Source organism: Pseudomonas sp. MONT-RG-20F-20-E-7-02 (assembly GCF_022662395.1).
Lineage (GTDB): Bacteria > Pseudomonadota > Gammaproteobacteria > Pseudomonadales > Pseudomonadaceae > Aquipseudomonas.
In genome coordinates, this window is record NZ_JAKNQN010000007.1 from 126,154 (window position 1) to 140,133 (window position 13,980).

Consider the following 13,980-nt stretch of genomic DNA (forward strand, 5'->3'; position numbering starts at 1 on the left):
ATGCTCTGCGAAATTCTTCCAGAGGCTTGAATGATGAGTGTGTACGAGTGGGCACGGCAGGAGTTGCGCAGAAGCCAGGACGCAGCCCAGGAAATCGGTTTTGACCCAGGCCTTACCCTGCGCGCCATGCTCAGTGCGGTGGTGCAGCAGAGCAAGGGTGTGCGCAGTTTCGAAGACCTGGCCGACGAGCTGCAATACCTTGCAGAGAACCTCGACGACCAGCAGGAATACGCCTTTATGCGGCCTTAGTGGCGCGGCGGCAGGTCTTCGGAGAACAGCTCGTCCTCGGCATCCGGGCTGACCGGAATCTTGTGCTCTTCCGACGCCCAGGCGCCGAGGTCGATGAGTTTGCAACGGTCCGAGCAGAACGGCCGGTTCGGGTTGGTCGCTTTCCATTCCACGGGTGCACCGCAGGTTGGGCAATCGACGGTCATAGGTTGGCTCATGATCGGCCTCCACGCAAAGTAAGGTAAAAGTGGTGCAGTCGCTCGACCTCGCTGTGCAACCAAGCGAGGTCCTGGTCATTGACCAGCACGTCATCGGCATGGTTCAGGCGGTCTTCACGGCTCAACTGGGCCTTCAGAATTGCCTGCACCTGCTGCTCGCTGATGCCGTCGCGCTGCAGGGTACGCTGAATCTGCAGTGATTGCGGCACGTCGATCACCAGGATGCGCTGGGTCATGCTGTACTGGCCGGACTCGATCAGCAGCGGCGAGACCAGAATCGCGTAAGGCGACTGCGCGCGCGCCAGATGGCTGCGAATTTCCTCACCAATCAGCGGGTGCAGCAAGGCCTCCAGCCAGCGACGCTCTTCGGGTACTTCAAAAATCAGCTTGCGCAGCGCGGCACGGTCCAACTGGCCGTCGGGCTGCAATACGCCCGCACCAAAATGCTCAGCGATCTGCGCCAATGCCGGTCGGCCGGGCTCAACCACCCAGCGGGCGGCGTGGTCGGCGTCGATCAAGTCGATGCCCAGTTCCATAAAGTGCTTGGCCGCCGCGCTTTTACCACTGCCAATGCCGCCAGTGAGGCCAAGAATCCAAGGTGTTGCGACAGAAGTGGTCATCTGAAACCGACAGACTGCAAATAGAAGTCGGTTATTTGACCACCCCAGAGCAATGCAATCCAGCCGGCAATCGCCAGGCATGGACCAAACGGCATCGGAATCGATGCCTGGGGCTTGCGCAAGCGCAACAGAATCAGCCCGGCAGCTACTCCCAGCAGCGACGACATCAGCAGTGTCATCGGCAAAATCTGCCAGCCACCCCAGGCGCCGAGCAAGGCCAATAACTTGAAGTCGCCATAACCCATGCCGTCCTTGCCGGTAATAACCTTGAACAGCCAGAACACCGTCCACAGGCTCAAGTAACCAATGACCGCGCCCCATAGCGCAGCGGGCAGCGACGTCAGCACGTCAGCGCTGTTGAGGATCAACCCCACCCATAGCAGCGGCAGCACCAAAACGTCGGGCAGCAATTGATGGTCCACGTCGATCAGGCTCATCGCCAGCAACCCCCAACTCAACAACATCACCGCGCCGGCTTGCCAGCCGAAGCCGAAATGCCAGGCAACTGTCGCCGAGATCAGCGCGCAGGCCACCTCGGTGAAAGGGTAGCGGGCACTGATAGGTTCCCGACAATGGGCGCAACGGCCCTTGAGCAGCAGGTAGCTGAGCAGCGGAATATTTTCCCAGGCGCGAATCGGATGGTTGCACTGCGGGCAGCACGAACCGGGATGCATCAAGTTATACCTGGCGCCCGCAGGGTCGGCAGGCAAGCCAAGCACGTCCTGGGCCTGGGCGCGCCACTCGCGCTCGAGCATCTTCGGCAGGCGCCACACCAGCACATTGAGGAAACTGCCGACGATCAGCCCAAGCAGCAGCGCTATCGAGACAAAGACCCAAGGCTCTTCCTGAAGCAACAGGCTCAAAATGCCGACCCCATTTGGAATACCGGCAAGTACATGGCGATGACCAAGGTGCCGACAATGCCACCCAGTACCACCATGATCAGCGGCTCCATCAGGCTGGTGAGGTTGTCGACCAGGTTGTCCACGTCGGCCTCGTAGTGATTGGCGACTTTTTCCAGCAGGGTGTCCAGGGTGCCCGACTCTTCGCCAATCGCCGTCATCTGGACCGCCATACCGGGAAACAACCCCTTGCTGGCCATGGATTGATGCAACGGCATGCCTGTGGATACATCGTGACGCATATGCTCGATCGCCTGTTTGAACAACCCATTACCTACCGCGCCTGCCACGGAATCCAACGCCTGCACCAAGGGCACGCCCGCGGCAAAAGTGGTAGAGAGTGTGCGGGCATAGCGGGCCACGGCGGTTTTTTTCAGCAGTGTGCCTGCCAGCGGCGCGTTCAACAAACTGGTATCCAGCCAGTGACGAAAACCTGGCGCTGTAAGGTAGGCCTGGCGCAGGCCGGTCAGGGTGGCGGCCACCCCAAGCGCAAGCATCCACCAGGCGCGCTGGAGGAATTCGGACAGGGCAATCACCGTCAACGTCAGGCCGGGCAGTTGGCCGTCGACCCCGGCAAACAGGTTCTGGAACTGCGGCACCACATGAATCAGCAGGACGCTGCTGACTACGCAGGCGACCACGATGACGGCGATGGGGTAGGTCATGGCCTTCTTGATGCGAGCCTTGAGCTGCTGGCTTTTCTCCAGGTGCACGGCGACTCGTTCCAGCAGGGTTTCCAGCGCGCCGGCCTGCTCACCGGCGGCCACCAGGTTGCAATACAGGTCATCGAAGTGACGAGGGTGCTTACGCAGTGCTGCGGCGAGGTTGTTGCCGGCGGCGATCTCCTGTTTCAAGGCCCTGACCAGCTCGCGCATCGGGCGGCTATCGAAGCCTTCGCGGATAATGTCGAAGGCTTGCAGCAACGGAATGCCAGCCTTCAGCAATGTCGCCAACTGGCGCGTGAACAAGGCAATATCGGCGGGGTTTATCGGCGGCGCGAAGCGTGGCAGGCGTGTGGTCTTCTTGCGCATGCGGCCGGGGCAGATCCCTTGCTGGCGTAGTTGCGCCTTGATCAGCGCCAGGTTTTGGCCGACGGTGTGCCCGGACACCCTGCGCCCTTTGCGGTTGATGCCTTCCCAGGCGTAGATCGTTGCAGTGTCATTCATGTCACGTTTCCGCACGCAGCTCGTTGAAGATTTATAGCTTAGTCAGCTGCGGGATTCGGACAGGCTGGCGGCGGGGAGTAAAATGTCAGATTGTGCGTCTTACGCGCGATTGGCCGCTCGCGCATGAGTACACTGGCGCCGCTGCATACTGCGGGGCGCAGGACGCGCCTTGTTATGAGTTCTATATCTGGAGAGTGAAAGTGATGCGTCAGAAAGGCTTTACCTTGATTGAGTTATTGATCGTCGTGGCAATCATCGGCATTTTGGCCACCGTCTGTTTGCCCCTGTACACCAAGCATCAGGCCAAGGCCAAGTTGACGGCGGGTTTGGCCGAAATCTCGGCGCTGAAGGCCGGTTTCGAAGACACCCTCAACCAGGGCACCGTGCCGACCCTTGCCTTGATCGGTGGCATCAGCCCCACCGCCAATTGCAAGATCGACGTGGCCGGTGATGTGACGACCGGCGCCGGTTCCATCAGCTGTGAAATCCTTGATGCGCCTGCGCCCGTGCTGGGCAAGACCATCACCTTGACGCGCAGCGCCACCACGGGCTGGAAGTGCGCTACCAACGCCGACGCGCAATACGTTGTAAAGGGTTGCGGCGCCGACGGGGCCTGATTGCCGCTGGGCGGTGGGCGAGTTAGTTGCTGCATGCCCAATGCGGTGCTAGCTTTAGCCCACCGCCCGTGTAGCTCAGCCGGTAGAGCAGCGCACTCGTAACGCGAAGGTCGCAGGTTCGATTCCTGTCTCGGGCACAAAGGCAGCACTGTTTCAAAGGCAGCGTTTCAAAGGCAACGTTTCAAAGGCAACGTTTCAAAGGCAGCACTGTTTTCAGATGATCCCAGAATGGTTCTGAAGGCCAGACGAGCCGGCATTCGTGCCCGCTCTTTCGTATCTGCGCAACCTTGATGACCCAGATGCATCCCCATTCCTCGATCTAAGAGAACAACATGACCACACCAGAAATGACCCAGGAAGAGCGGCACGAAGCAGCCCTCAAAAAGTACGTCGCGGAGTCGCCGGAACTGCTGGACGAGATCAAGGACCTGAGTGCTGATGATCAGCGCGATCAGATCCAATGGGCATTTGAGGATGAGGCCGAGGCCCAGGGCCTGCAGCCGTGGGAGCTGACGCTCAAGTACACCTCGACTCCGGAAGAATTCGAAGCCGCACGCCTGGCCTTGCACAAGGAGGCCGCCGAGGTGCTGGGTGTCGACTGGAACGAATATTGCGGGATGAACAACCTCGCGATCTAAGTACCAAGACTGACGCGAGCTCGTTGTGGAAGACGCGCTTGGTTGGCGAGTGGCTTGAACGGGTTAGTGGGTTTGTTGTGGCGAGCGGGCTTGCCCCGCGTTGGGCTGCGAAGCGGCCCCAATACAGGCACCGCGTAGTTCCAGTTACACCCTGGCGTCTGGTTTCAGGGCCGCTTCGCGCCCCAACGCGGGGCAAGCCCGCTCGCCACGACAGTCCGCTCGCCACGACAGCCCCGCTCACCGCAACAAGCAGCCGCACAATTTTCGGTCATGTGCCTCAGAGACTGAGGCGCATCGACAAATCCACCGCCTTCACATCCTTGGTCATCGCGCCGATGGAGATGTAATCCACCCCGGTTTCAGCGATGGGCAGCAGCGTGGTTTCGTTGATCCCGCCGCTGGCTTCCAATTTGGCCTTGCCGGCGTTCAGGCGCACCGCCTCACGCATGTCATCCAGGCTCAACTCGTCGAGCATGATGATATCGGCGCCCGCCGCCAGGGCTTCGCGCAACTCATCCAGACTTTCCACTTCGATTTCGACCGGCTTGCCCGGGGCGATCTTGTGGGCCGCTGTAATAGCCTGGGGAATGCCGCCACAGGCCGCGATATGGTTTTCCTTGATCAGGAACGCGTCATACAGGCCGATGCGGTGGTTATGGCAACCGCCGCACGTCACCGCGTATTTCTGCGCCAGGCGCAGGCCCGGCAGGGTTTTGCGGGTGTCCAGCAGCTTGACCTGAGTGGTTGCGACAAAGTCTGCCAGGGACTGAGCGCGGGTGGCGACGCCTGACAACATTTGCAGAAAATTCAGTGCACAGCGTTCACCGCTCAGCAGCGAGCGGGCCGGGCCTTCCAGATGGAACAACGCCTGGTTGGGGCTGACGCGCTCACCGTCGGTCACCTGCCAATGCACCGCAACCCGCGGGTCGAGTTGGCGGAAGACGGCGTCCACCCAGGCGGTGCCGGCAATAACGGCCGCGTCGCGGGTAATGATCGTGGCCTTGGCCAGCCGTTCGGCCGGGATCAGTTGCGCAGTGATGTCGCCGCTGCCGATGTCTTCCAGCAGTGCGCGGCGCACGTTGGCTTCGATTTCGGCGGTGAGGTCGGCAAGACGGAGATTCGGCATAACAGGCTCCACAAACAAAGTGCCTCGATTATAGGGGCAGTGCAGCGATGAACACAGGCTCACCACTCATTTGCAGCGTAACGGCAGAGTTTGCTGGCGCAACTACCCTCATTTGCAAGATAATCTCGCGCCTTGCAATTGGCGTCATAGCTTTGACGTCCTGGTGATAAACGGTTTTTTGCAGCCCCCAATGGGGCCTGTCGCCGATATTTCCCCACCCCAACACCGCCGTTTCAGGAGGCCAGGATGCACATTGACGGAAAGGTGGTGCCAATCAACAAGGCACAGGCCACGCCATCGCCGCTCGCGCGCTTGCCGGTGGTGTTGCTGCAGGTGCGTGACAAGGCTGCGCAACAACTGCAACAAGGCTTGCAGGAGTTGTTCGATAACGCCGACGACACCCTGTTCGAAATGGCCGACAAGGCTCGCAGCAACGTTGACCATCACATTTTCTTCGAAGCCATGCGCGACTTGCGCCTCAAGCGCAAGAATTTCGAACGCGTGTTCATGGAGCAGTTGTTCGCCGCGTTCGCCAGCCTGGGGCAAGCCGGGCGGGGCGATCCGCACTTGGTGCCGGTGTTCTCCTTTGACGCGGCGCCCGGTACGTCCAGCGATGAGCTGGAAAAAGCCGTGGCGCTGGAGGCCATGCTCGGTCGGGTGCGGCATCGCGATGGCCTGGCGCTGGGGCAATTGACCGCGCGCTTGAGCGTGTTGCTCGGCAAGCCCTTGGATGAGCGCGACAACCCGCTGGGACCGGCACTGCTGTGTGAGTTCTTTTTACGTGCGGGACGCAGCCTGGGGGTGGAGATCCGCGTCAAGCTGATCATGCTCAAGCTGTTTGAAAAGTATGTGCTCAGTGACGCTGACCAGTTGTTCGGCGAAGCCAACCAGTTACTGGTTGCCACCGGGGTGTTGCCTGAGCTCAAGGCGGTGCCGTCACGTCGACCCGGCGGGCGGGCGGCGCGCGAACAACAGCATGAGGGTGGCTCGCCCAGCGTCGACCAGCCCCTTGATGAAACCGGCCAGGAAGCCTTCGCCGCCTTGCAGAAATTGCTGGCTGCCGTGCGTGGCAGCGTAGCGCCGACCCTGGAAGCCAGCGCCGAGCCGCAACCCATTGCCACGCGTGACCTGTTGCGGTTGCTCTCGCACCTGCAGCAATACGTGCCGGAACCCGAGGTTGAGGATGATTTCGACCTGCGCAACCAGCTTGGGCAGTTGTTGACCCGGGTCAGCGTCAAGAGTGGTAAATCCCGCGTCGTGGAAGAAGCGGACGAGGACGTGATCAACCTGATCGCCTTGCTGTTCGAGTTCATCCTTACCGACCGCACCGTGCCTGCGGCCTTCAAGGGCCTGATCGCGCGCCTGCAGATCCCGATGTTGAAAGTCGCGGTGCTGGACAAGAGTTTCTTCAGCCGTACCAGCCACCCGGCGCGGCGACTGCTTAATGAAATCGCTTCAGCCGCCATGGGCTGGAGCCCGCACGCTGACTACCAGCATGACGGCCTGTACCTGCAGATTGAGCAAGTGGTGCAGTGCCTGTTGAATGATTTTGTCGAAGACCCGGCGATTTTTTCCCAACTGCTCGCGCAGTTCACGGCGTTTACTTCGGATGAGCGTCGCCGTAGCGAGCTGCTTGAACAGCACACCCGTGAGGCCGAAGAAGGGCGCGTGCGCACGCAAGCCGCCCGTGAGCGTGTAGCCGACCTGCTTAACCGGCGTTTGCTGGGCAAGGTATTGCCACAATCGGTGGTGCAATTTCTCCAGCAGGCCTGGAGCCAGGTGTTGTTGCTGGCCAGCCTCAAGCACGACGAGCAGTCGGTGCAATGGCAGGCGGCGGTGCGCACCATGGACGAGTTGATCTGGAGTGTGGGCCTGCAGAAAGACACGCAAGCGGGCCGGCACCTGCTGGAGCAACTGCCCGGGCTGCTCGCGGCATTGCGCAACGGCTTGACCAGCGCAGCATTCGATCCCTTCAGCACGCGTGAATTTTTTGTGCGGTTACAGGCCATGCACCTTCAGTCTTGCGAAGGCGAGGGCATCGACGCGTTGATCAAGGTGCGCGAGCCCTTTTCATTCGGTGCCGGGGGGCCTGACCCCGTCGAAGACTTGCCGAGCGATGATCCGGACCTGCTCAAGGCCCACCAACTGCGCATCGGCGGCTGGTTTGAGTATCGGCAAGACGCAGGCACCTGCTTGCGGTGCAAGCTGACGGCGATCATGGCACCGGCCAATACCTATATTTTTGTCAGCCGTACCGGGCTCAAAGTCCTGGAGAAAAGCGCCGGCCAACTGGCCATGGCGTTCAAACGCGACGCGCTGCGCACCTTGGACGATAAACCGCTGTTCGACCGTGCGCTGGCGTGCGTGGTGGGCAACCTGCGTCAACTCAATCGCGGCAAGTGATCGCAACCGCAGGGCTGAACGCGGCATACTGGTAACACCTCGTCTCATTCAAGGAACCTGTATGCAGTTGGACCCCACCAGTGGTTGGTGCCAGGGCATTCGACATTGCCCTTCGCCCAACTTCAACGAGCGCCCCGCCGGCGAAATCTCACTGTTGGTGGTGCATAACATCAGTTTGCCACCGGCGCAATTTGCCACGGGCAAGGTGCATGAGTTTTTCCAGAATCGCCTGGATGTCACGGAGCATCCTTACTTTGAAGGGATTAGCGACTTACGGGTGTCTGCGCATTTTCTGATTGAACGCGACGGCGCGGTGACGCAATTTGTATCGTGCCTGGACCGCGCCTGGCATGCGGGCGTGTCCAGTTTCGCAGGGCGTGAAGTCTGCAATGATTTTTCCTTGGGGATCGAGCTGGAAGGGACGGACGAGCTACCGTTTACCGATGCTCAATATACGTCGCTGATCGACCTGACGCGTCAATTGCTGGCCGCCTACCCGGACATTACCCAGCAACGTATTTGTGGTCACAGTGATATCGCCCCGGGGCGCAAGACCGACCCGGGCCCGGCTTTTGATTGGTTGCGCTTTCGCAGCGCCCTGCAGGATGGAGGACACGCACGATGAGTTTCCTGGTGTTGGTGCTGGCAGTCTGGATCGAGAAATTCTCGGCCCTGCGTCGGCGATTGCAGCGCGACGGCGGATGGTTGCGAGAGCTGGCCAAACTGGAGTCGAGCCCACGCCTGGGCAAGCGGCCGTGGTTGATTCTTGTGCTGCTGGTGTTGTTGCCGGTGGCCCTGCTGGCGCTGTTATTGTTGGTGCTGGAGCCGGTGGCTTATGGGTTGCTGGCGCTGCCGGTGCACTTGCTGGTGGTGATTTACAGCCTGGGCCGTGGCGACTTGTTGGCCGAGCTTGGGCCGTTTCGCGATGCCTGGCGGCGCGGCGATCTGCAAGCCGCCGAGCACGTGGCCGAACGCGACCTGAAGATTGCGGCCGACACTGGCGAGCAATTGCTGGAGCGTGTGCAAGGCCATCTGCTCTGGCAGGCATACCAAAGTTTTTTCGCGGTGATTTTCTGGTATTTCTTGCTGGGGCCGGTCGCGGCGCTGGCCTATCGCCTGTTGGCGTTGGCCAGCGAGCATAGCCAGAACCCCTTGGTCGCTGAACGTGCCGGGCAGTTGCGCCATGCATTCGACTGGTTACCGGTGCGCCTGCTGGCGGCGAGTTTTGCCTTGGTGGGTAACTTTGTCGCGGTCAGCCGAGTGATGCTGCATGAACTGCTGAGCTGGGACATCAGCGCTGCACAGCTGATGGAAAAAGTCGGTTTGGTGGCCGCGGAAATCCCACCGCCGGTGGTGGGGGCTGACGGTATCAACAGCCTCGATCGCCTGTGGGAACTGCTGCTGCGTGCGGCGGTGCTGTGGTACGCCGGGTTTGCGATCTGGACGGTGTTGCCGTAAACGGCTGAACGCGTTTAAAAATGTGGGAGCGGGCTTGCTCGCGAATACGGTAGCTCAGTCACAAATTTGTTGACTGATATTCCGCCTTCGCGAGCAAGCCCGCTCCCACATTGGTTTTGTGGTGCGCCTAAGTTCCGTTAACCTTACGTTACAAAACTCCCTTTCAAATTGAGCTATACAGACAGAGCGCCAAATAGTGGCTATCTGCCGTATTTCCCTGCGCCTCAATAAAAATAATAGAAAGGGAGTTCACCTGTGAAGAGCTTGCTCTATCCCGCCGTCGCGCTGATGAACCGCCTGAGTTTCGGCATGAAATTCAGCCTGATCAGTGTGCTGTTCCTGCTGCCGATGTTGGCGACCAACTACTTCCTGGTGCGCGACTCCTGGTCTGAATTCCAGGGCACGCGGATCGAACTGCAAAGCCTCGACCTGCTGGGCAGCAGCCTGGCGCTGCGCCGCGACCTGGAAACCCTCAATAACCAGGTTCAGATCAACGCGGTGCTCGGTCAATCCGGCAAGGCCGGTGAGCTGGAAGGCACCATCACCACCCTGGAACAGAGCGTAATAAGCCGCCTGCAAGGCCTTGAAGCAATGGCCCGCGACCCGGAACGCGTCAGCGCGTTTAACGGCAAGCGCGACGAGATGATTACCGCGTTCAAAGCCCAGCAACAGGAAACCTCGCTGCTGAGCAAAAGCGCGTTGATCGGCAAATTGCTTAACCAGGCGCAGATGCTCAGCCAAATCATCGCCAGCCAAGCCGGCTTGAGCCGCGACGCCCAGAGCGATGTGCGGCAACTCAGCGAGTTGGTCACCAGCGTCACCCCGCAGGTCACTCAAACCTTGGGTGAAGGGCGGGCCATGGGCGCGTATTCCCTGGGCCAGGGCTTTCTCAATTCAGCCTCCAGCACGCGCTTTGACGAGCTGCTGCAACAGCTGGAAAAACTCCAGGCTGAGTACGCCTTGAAGTTGCAGGATGCACTGGGTGCCAGCCAGGCCGCGCATGCGGCGCTCGACAACCTGGCCAGGGCCAGCAGCGCGAGCCTCAAGCAAGGCAGTGAAGTGTTTGAAGAGCAGGTCGTGATGGTCGATACACTCGACGCGCCTTGGCAGCCCTTTTACCAAGACGTCAGCAAGCTGATGGCCCAGACCTATCAGCTCAACGAAGCCACCCTGATGTTCATCCAGCAGCAACTCGAGCAACGCCTGGCGCAAAACCGTACGCACATGCTGGTGCTGGTCTGTGCCCTGGCGGCGGTGTTTTTACTGATCTTCTATTTGTATGCCGGGTTCTATGCCTCCACCCGCACCACCTTGCGCCGCCTGGGGGCGACGATGGACAAGGTCGCGGCCGGCGACATGACCGTCACCTTTGTTGCCCACAGCCGCGATGAACTTGGGGATTTGGGCCAGGTGTTCAACGCCACCGTGGCCAAGATTCACGACTTGATCGAACGTGTCGGGCATACCGTCAGCCAGGTAGAACAGCAGGCCGGCCAGGTGCAGACGGTGTCGGCGCACAGCAATCAGGCGGTGGCCGGGCAGCGCAGCCAGATCGAGCAGGTGGCGACGGCGATGAACCAGATGTCATCCACCGCCCAGGAAGTGGCGCGCAGCGCGGCGGCGGCGGTCAGCAGCGCCCACAGCGTGAACGATGAAACCGTCAGCGGCCGTGGCCTGGTGCAGTCCCAGCAGGGCAGCATCGCGCGCCTGGCCACCGAGATTGATGAGTCGGTGCGCGTCATCAATCAATTGGCCATCGACAGCCAGTCGATCAGCAGTGTGTTGGAAGTGATCAAGAGCATCGCCGAACAGACCAACTTGCTGGCGCTGAACGCTGCGATTGAGGCGGCGCGCGCGGGTGAGCAAGGCCGGGGTTTTGCGGTGGTCGCCGACGAGGTGCGCACCCTGGCCCGGCGCACCCAGCATTCCACCGAAGAAATCGAACAGATGATCAGCCGGCTGCACAGCGGAGTTGGCGCGGCGGTGAAGGCCATGGGCACCAGCCATGCCATGGCGAACGGTACGGTTGGGCAGTCGGAAAAGGTCCAGCAGGCCCTGGAAAATATCCTCGGCGCCGTCGGCATGATCGTCGACCAGAACCAGCAGATTGCCGCGGCCGTGGAGCAGCAGACCGCTGTGGCCCACGATATCGACCAGAACATCGTGGCTATCAACCGCGCGGGCGAGCATGCAGCCCAAGGCGCGCATCAGACCGAAACGGCCAGCCGCCTGCTGTCGATGCAGGTCATCGAGTTGAAGCAATTGATCGGAGCGTTTCGCGTGTAGGTCGGGTGCGTAGGAATTTACCCTGGCGTGATGTGGTGCCTGTCCTGATTTACCTGTGGATCTTTTCTGGGTACGTGAATGGGGGAGAATTTGTTTCAACCAGTCACGGACCCGGAGAGGCACGGCGATGACCGCTGTTATCGGCATCAAAGGGCACTGCGCCCATTGCGACATCACGTTTTCACTCAAGCCTTGGCAGCTGAACGCCATTGCCATCCATGAGCCCTTTGGTTGCACGTACTGTCAGCGCATCTTGCAGTTGAGCTGCCCACGACAGCTGCGCCAATTCAAGTCGCTGGACCACTGGGCCATGGTGCACCCGAGCATGATGGTGCTGACCAGTGTGGTGCTGATTGTGGCGATGGTGGCCGAATGGCTTGGGCTGCTCAGCGTGATAGGGCAACTCAATGTGTCACTGGTGGTCGTGCTGGTGCACTTCCTGGTGCTGCGTTATGCCCGGCATCGGCAGCGACTCACGTTGGACTTGCAGGCCGTCAACCCACTACCAATTGAACAACTCGCACGCATTGCGTGTGCTCGCCTTAGCCAATAGCAACGGGCTGATACCCATGCGTTCGGCCAGGGCGGTGCAGATGTCCGGCAAGTGTTGCGGGCTGTTGCGCTGGCCGGGGTACATGGCGGGCGCCATGTCCGGCGAATCGGTTTCCAGCACCACCGCATCAAGGGGCAATTGGGCGAGCACCTTGTGCATGCGCAGCGCCTGGGGCCAGGTGGCCGCGCCGCCCAGGCCCAACTTGAAGCCGAGCTTGATGTACTCGCGGGCCTCTTCAACGCTGCCGGCGAATGCGTGGATGATGCCGCCGCGCGGCAGGCGGATGCGCTTGAGCGTGGCGATCACCGCTGCGTGGCTGCGGCGCACGTGCAGCAGCGCGGGGAGCTGGAAGTCCACCGCCAGTTTCAGTTGGGCCTCAAACAGGCTTTGCTGGCGCTCGCGGTCCAGATGTTCAAGAAAGTAGTCCAGGCCGATCTCACCCACAGCGCACAGTTGCCGGTGCCCGTGCTGGCGGGTCAGCCAGTCGCCCAACTCAGTCAGGTCGGCGGGGCGATGGTCATCGAGGTACACCGGGTGCAGGCCGAAGGCGGCGAACAAGCCTTCATCGTCTTGCACCAGGTCCCACAGCCGTTGCCAATTCTGCTGATACACGCCCAGCACCACCATGCGCCGCACGCCGAGTTGGCGGCTATTGGCGAGGACTTCCCGGCGATCATCATCGAAGTCCGGGAAGTCCAGGTGGGTGTGGGTGTCGATCAGCTCCACGCTCAGGCCTCGTGAATACGCTGCTTGAAGGTCCGGCCAATGGCATGCACGCCCGGTTGGTACTGTTCTTCCTCGATGGCGGCCAAGGCCAGGCGCAGGGCGGTGTCGGCAATCAACTGATGTTGCTGGGCCATGGCGTTGACCGGCAGCGGCAGGAAGTCCAGCAGTTGGGTGTCGCCAAAGGTGCCCAGGCGCAACGGCCGGGACTTGAGCGGGAAGTCATGCAGCGCGTCAAACACGCCCTGCAGCAGCACGTAGGATGTAGTCACCAGCGCGTCAGGCAAATGCCCCAGTTGCTGTAGAAGTTGCTCCATCAACTGTCGGCCGCAATCACGGCTGAAGGCTTCACCCTGTTCAATGATGACGTCACCCGTGAACCCTTGCAGGGCTTCACGGAAACCCGCCGCACGCTCCTGGCTGATGCTCAGCTCAGGCCGGGCGCCAATCAGCACGATCTGCTTGGGCAGCGGCTGCAACAGGCTGCTGGTCAGTTGCTGGCAGGCCTGGCGGTCATCGCTGACCACAGAGCAGAATTGCCCAGGCTCCATGACCCGGTCGATGGCGATCACCGGCAGGCCCTTGGCTTGCAGCTCGCGGTAGCTGTCATCGCTGGCCGGCAGGCAGCTGGCGACAAACAACGCATCGCAGCGCCGCGCGCGAAACAGCTGCAGCAACTGGCGCTCGCTGTCGGCCTCGTCGTCGGAGCTGGCAATCAGCAACTGATAGCCGCGCGCTCGTGCACCTTGCTCCAGCAGCTTGGCGATGCGTGCATAACTGGGGTTTTCCAGGTCCGGCAGGATGAAACCCAACGTACGCGTATGCCGGCTGCGCAGCCCGGCTGCCTGAGGGTTGGGCGTAAAACCATGGGCTTCGACCACCGCACGCACTCGCTCGACGGTGGCGTTGCTGATGCGTTGCTGTTCGGCCTTGCCATTGATGACGTAGCTTGCGGTGGTCACGGACACACCGGCCAGACGTGCGATATCACTGAGTTTCAAACCGGGATTTCCTTGTTTTTTAGAGCGTGCCCCGACATTTT

The 13,980-nt window shown here is 60.8% G+C and carries 15 protein-coding genes and 1 tRNA gene; 9 read left to right on the forward strand and 7 right to left on the reverse strand.

What is annotated here, in order from left to right; translation table 11 throughout:
• Positions 1 to 33: 33 nt before the first annotated feature.
• A complete protein-coding gene (locus L8I05_RS20695) occupies positions 34 to 249 on the forward strand; it encodes a hypothetical protein (RefSeq protein ID WP_003171680.1) in 216 nt (71 codons plus the stop codon).
• On the opposite strand, the gene yacG is transcribed toward L8I05_RS20695, so the two are convergent.
• From yacG to L8I05_RS20715, 4 genes are read right to left on the reverse strand one after another with little or no spacing between them, the layout of a single operon-like run.
• Positions 246 to 446: a DNA gyrase inhibitor YacG gene (gene yacG / locus L8I05_RS20700; protein ID WP_197625272.1), complete on the reverse strand. Its 201-nt coding sequence runs from the start codon at positions 444 to 446 to the stop codon at positions 246 to 248. The two genes, L8I05_RS20695 and yacG, sit on opposite strands and share 4 nt — an antisense overlap.
• Complete coding sequence (gene coaE, locus L8I05_RS20705; RefSeq protein WP_242171309.1) at positions 443 to 1,066, reverse strand: dephospho-CoA kinase; 624 nt, start codon at positions 1,064 to 1,066, stop codon at positions 443 to 445. The genes yacG and coaE overlap by 4 nt, the downstream gene beginning before the upstream one ends.
• Positions 1,063 to 1,929 carry an A24 family peptidase gene (locus L8I05_RS20710; protein WP_242171310.1) on the reverse strand — a complete coding sequence of 289 codons (867 nt, stop codon included), beginning with the start codon at positions 1,927 to 1,929 and terminating at the stop codon, positions 1,063 to 1,065. The genes coaE and L8I05_RS20710 overlap by 4 nt, the downstream gene beginning before the upstream one ends.
• Positions 1,926 to 3,134 (reverse strand): type II secretion system F family protein, encoded by a 1,209-nt coding sequence (locus L8I05_RS20715; RefSeq protein ID WP_242171311.1) that lies wholly within the window; start codon positions 3,132 to 3,134, stop codon positions 1,926 to 1,928. Before L8I05_RS20715 ends, L8I05_RS20710 begins: the two co-directional genes overlap by 4 nt.
• Positions 3,135 to 3,337: 203 nt before the next feature.
• On the opposite strand from L8I05_RS20715, the gene L8I05_RS20720 reads away from it, so the two are divergent.
• From L8I05_RS20720 to L8I05_RS20730, 3 genes are all read left to right on the forward strand, one after another.
• Positions 3,338 to 3,751 carry a pilin gene (locus tag L8I05_RS20720; RefSeq protein ID WP_242171531.1) on the forward strand — a complete coding sequence of 138 codons (414 nt, stop codon included), beginning with the start codon at positions 3,338 to 3,340 and terminating at the stop codon, positions 3,749 to 3,751.
• Positions 3,752 to 3,815: 64 nt separating this feature from the next.
• Positions 3,816 to 3,888: transfer RNA gene (locus L8I05_RS20725), tRNA-Thr, on the forward strand.
• A 195-nt stretch (positions 3,889 to 4,083) separates the two neighbouring features.
• Entirely contained in the window at positions 4,084 to 4,389 is a 306-nt protein-coding gene (locus L8I05_RS20730) for a DUF6388 family protein (RefSeq protein ID WP_197625260.1), read from the forward strand.
• A 277-nt stretch (positions 4,390 to 4,666) separates the two neighbouring features.
• Here the strand turns inward: L8I05_RS20730 and nadC are convergent, their stop codons facing one another.
• Positions 4,667 to 5,515, reverse strand: coding sequence for a carboxylating nicotinate-nucleotide diphosphorylase (nadC, locus tag L8I05_RS20735; protein ID WP_242171312.1), 849 nt, complete (start codon positions 5,513 to 5,515; stop codon positions 4,667 to 4,669).
• Between the two features lie 246 nt (positions 5,516 to 5,761).
• Here nadC and L8I05_RS20740 point away from each other — a divergent pair, with 246 nt between their 5' ends.
• The 5 genes from L8I05_RS20740 to L8I05_RS20760 all read left to right on the forward strand — a co-directional run bounded on the left by L8I05_RS20740 (position 5,762) and on the right by L8I05_RS20760 (position 12,215).
• Positions 5,762 to 7,918 carry a DUF1631 domain-containing protein gene (locus L8I05_RS20740; RefSeq protein WP_242171313.1) on the forward strand — a complete coding sequence of 719 codons (2,157 nt, stop codon included), beginning with the start codon at positions 5,762 to 5,764 and terminating at the stop codon, positions 7,916 to 7,918.
• A gap of 61 nt (positions 7,919 to 7,979) precedes the next feature.
• Positions 7,980 to 8,543 carry a 1,6-anhydro-N-acetylmuramyl-L-alanine amidase AmpD gene (gene ampD, locus L8I05_RS20745; protein WP_159954192.1) on the forward strand — a complete coding sequence of 188 codons (564 nt, stop codon included), beginning with the start codon at positions 7,980 to 7,982 and terminating at the stop codon, positions 8,541 to 8,543.
• The gene (gene ampE / locus L8I05_RS20750) at positions 8,540 to 9,376 is read left to right on the forward strand and encodes a regulatory signaling modulator protein AmpE (RefSeq protein WP_242171317.1); all 837 of its coding nucleotides are present in this window, start codon (positions 8,540 to 8,542) and stop codon (positions 9,374 to 9,376) included. The genes ampD and ampE overlap by 4 nt, the downstream gene beginning before the upstream one ends.
• A gap of 255 nt (positions 9,377 to 9,631) precedes the next feature.
• The gene (locus L8I05_RS20755) at positions 9,632 to 11,662 is read left to right on the forward strand and encodes a methyl-accepting chemotaxis protein (RefSeq protein ID WP_242171320.1); all 2,031 of its coding nucleotides are present in this window, start codon (positions 9,632 to 9,634) and stop codon (positions 11,660 to 11,662) included.
• A 127-nt stretch (positions 11,663 to 11,789) separates the two neighbouring features.
• A complete protein-coding gene (locus L8I05_RS20760) occupies positions 11,790 to 12,215 on the forward strand; it encodes a hypothetical protein (RefSeq protein WP_177016542.1) in 426 nt (141 codons plus the stop codon).
• On the opposite strand, the gene L8I05_RS20765 is transcribed toward L8I05_RS20760, so the two are convergent.
• Together L8I05_RS20765 and cra are read right to left on the reverse strand one after the other, a co-directional pair.
• Positions 12,165 to 12,941 carry a TatD family hydrolase gene (locus L8I05_RS20765; RefSeq protein WP_242171324.1) on the reverse strand — a complete coding sequence of 259 codons (777 nt, stop codon included), beginning with the start codon at positions 12,939 to 12,941 and terminating at the stop codon, positions 12,165 to 12,167. The two genes, L8I05_RS20760 and L8I05_RS20765, sit on opposite strands and share 51 nt — an antisense overlap.
• Before the next feature lie 2 nt (positions 12,942 to 12,943).
• Positions 12,944 to 13,939 carry a catabolite repressor/activator gene (gene cra / locus L8I05_RS20770; protein ID WP_159954197.1) on the reverse strand — a complete coding sequence of 332 codons (996 nt, stop codon included), beginning with the start codon at positions 13,937 to 13,939 and terminating at the stop codon, positions 12,944 to 12,946.
• Between the last annotated feature and the right edge of the window lie 41 nt (positions 13,940 to 13,980).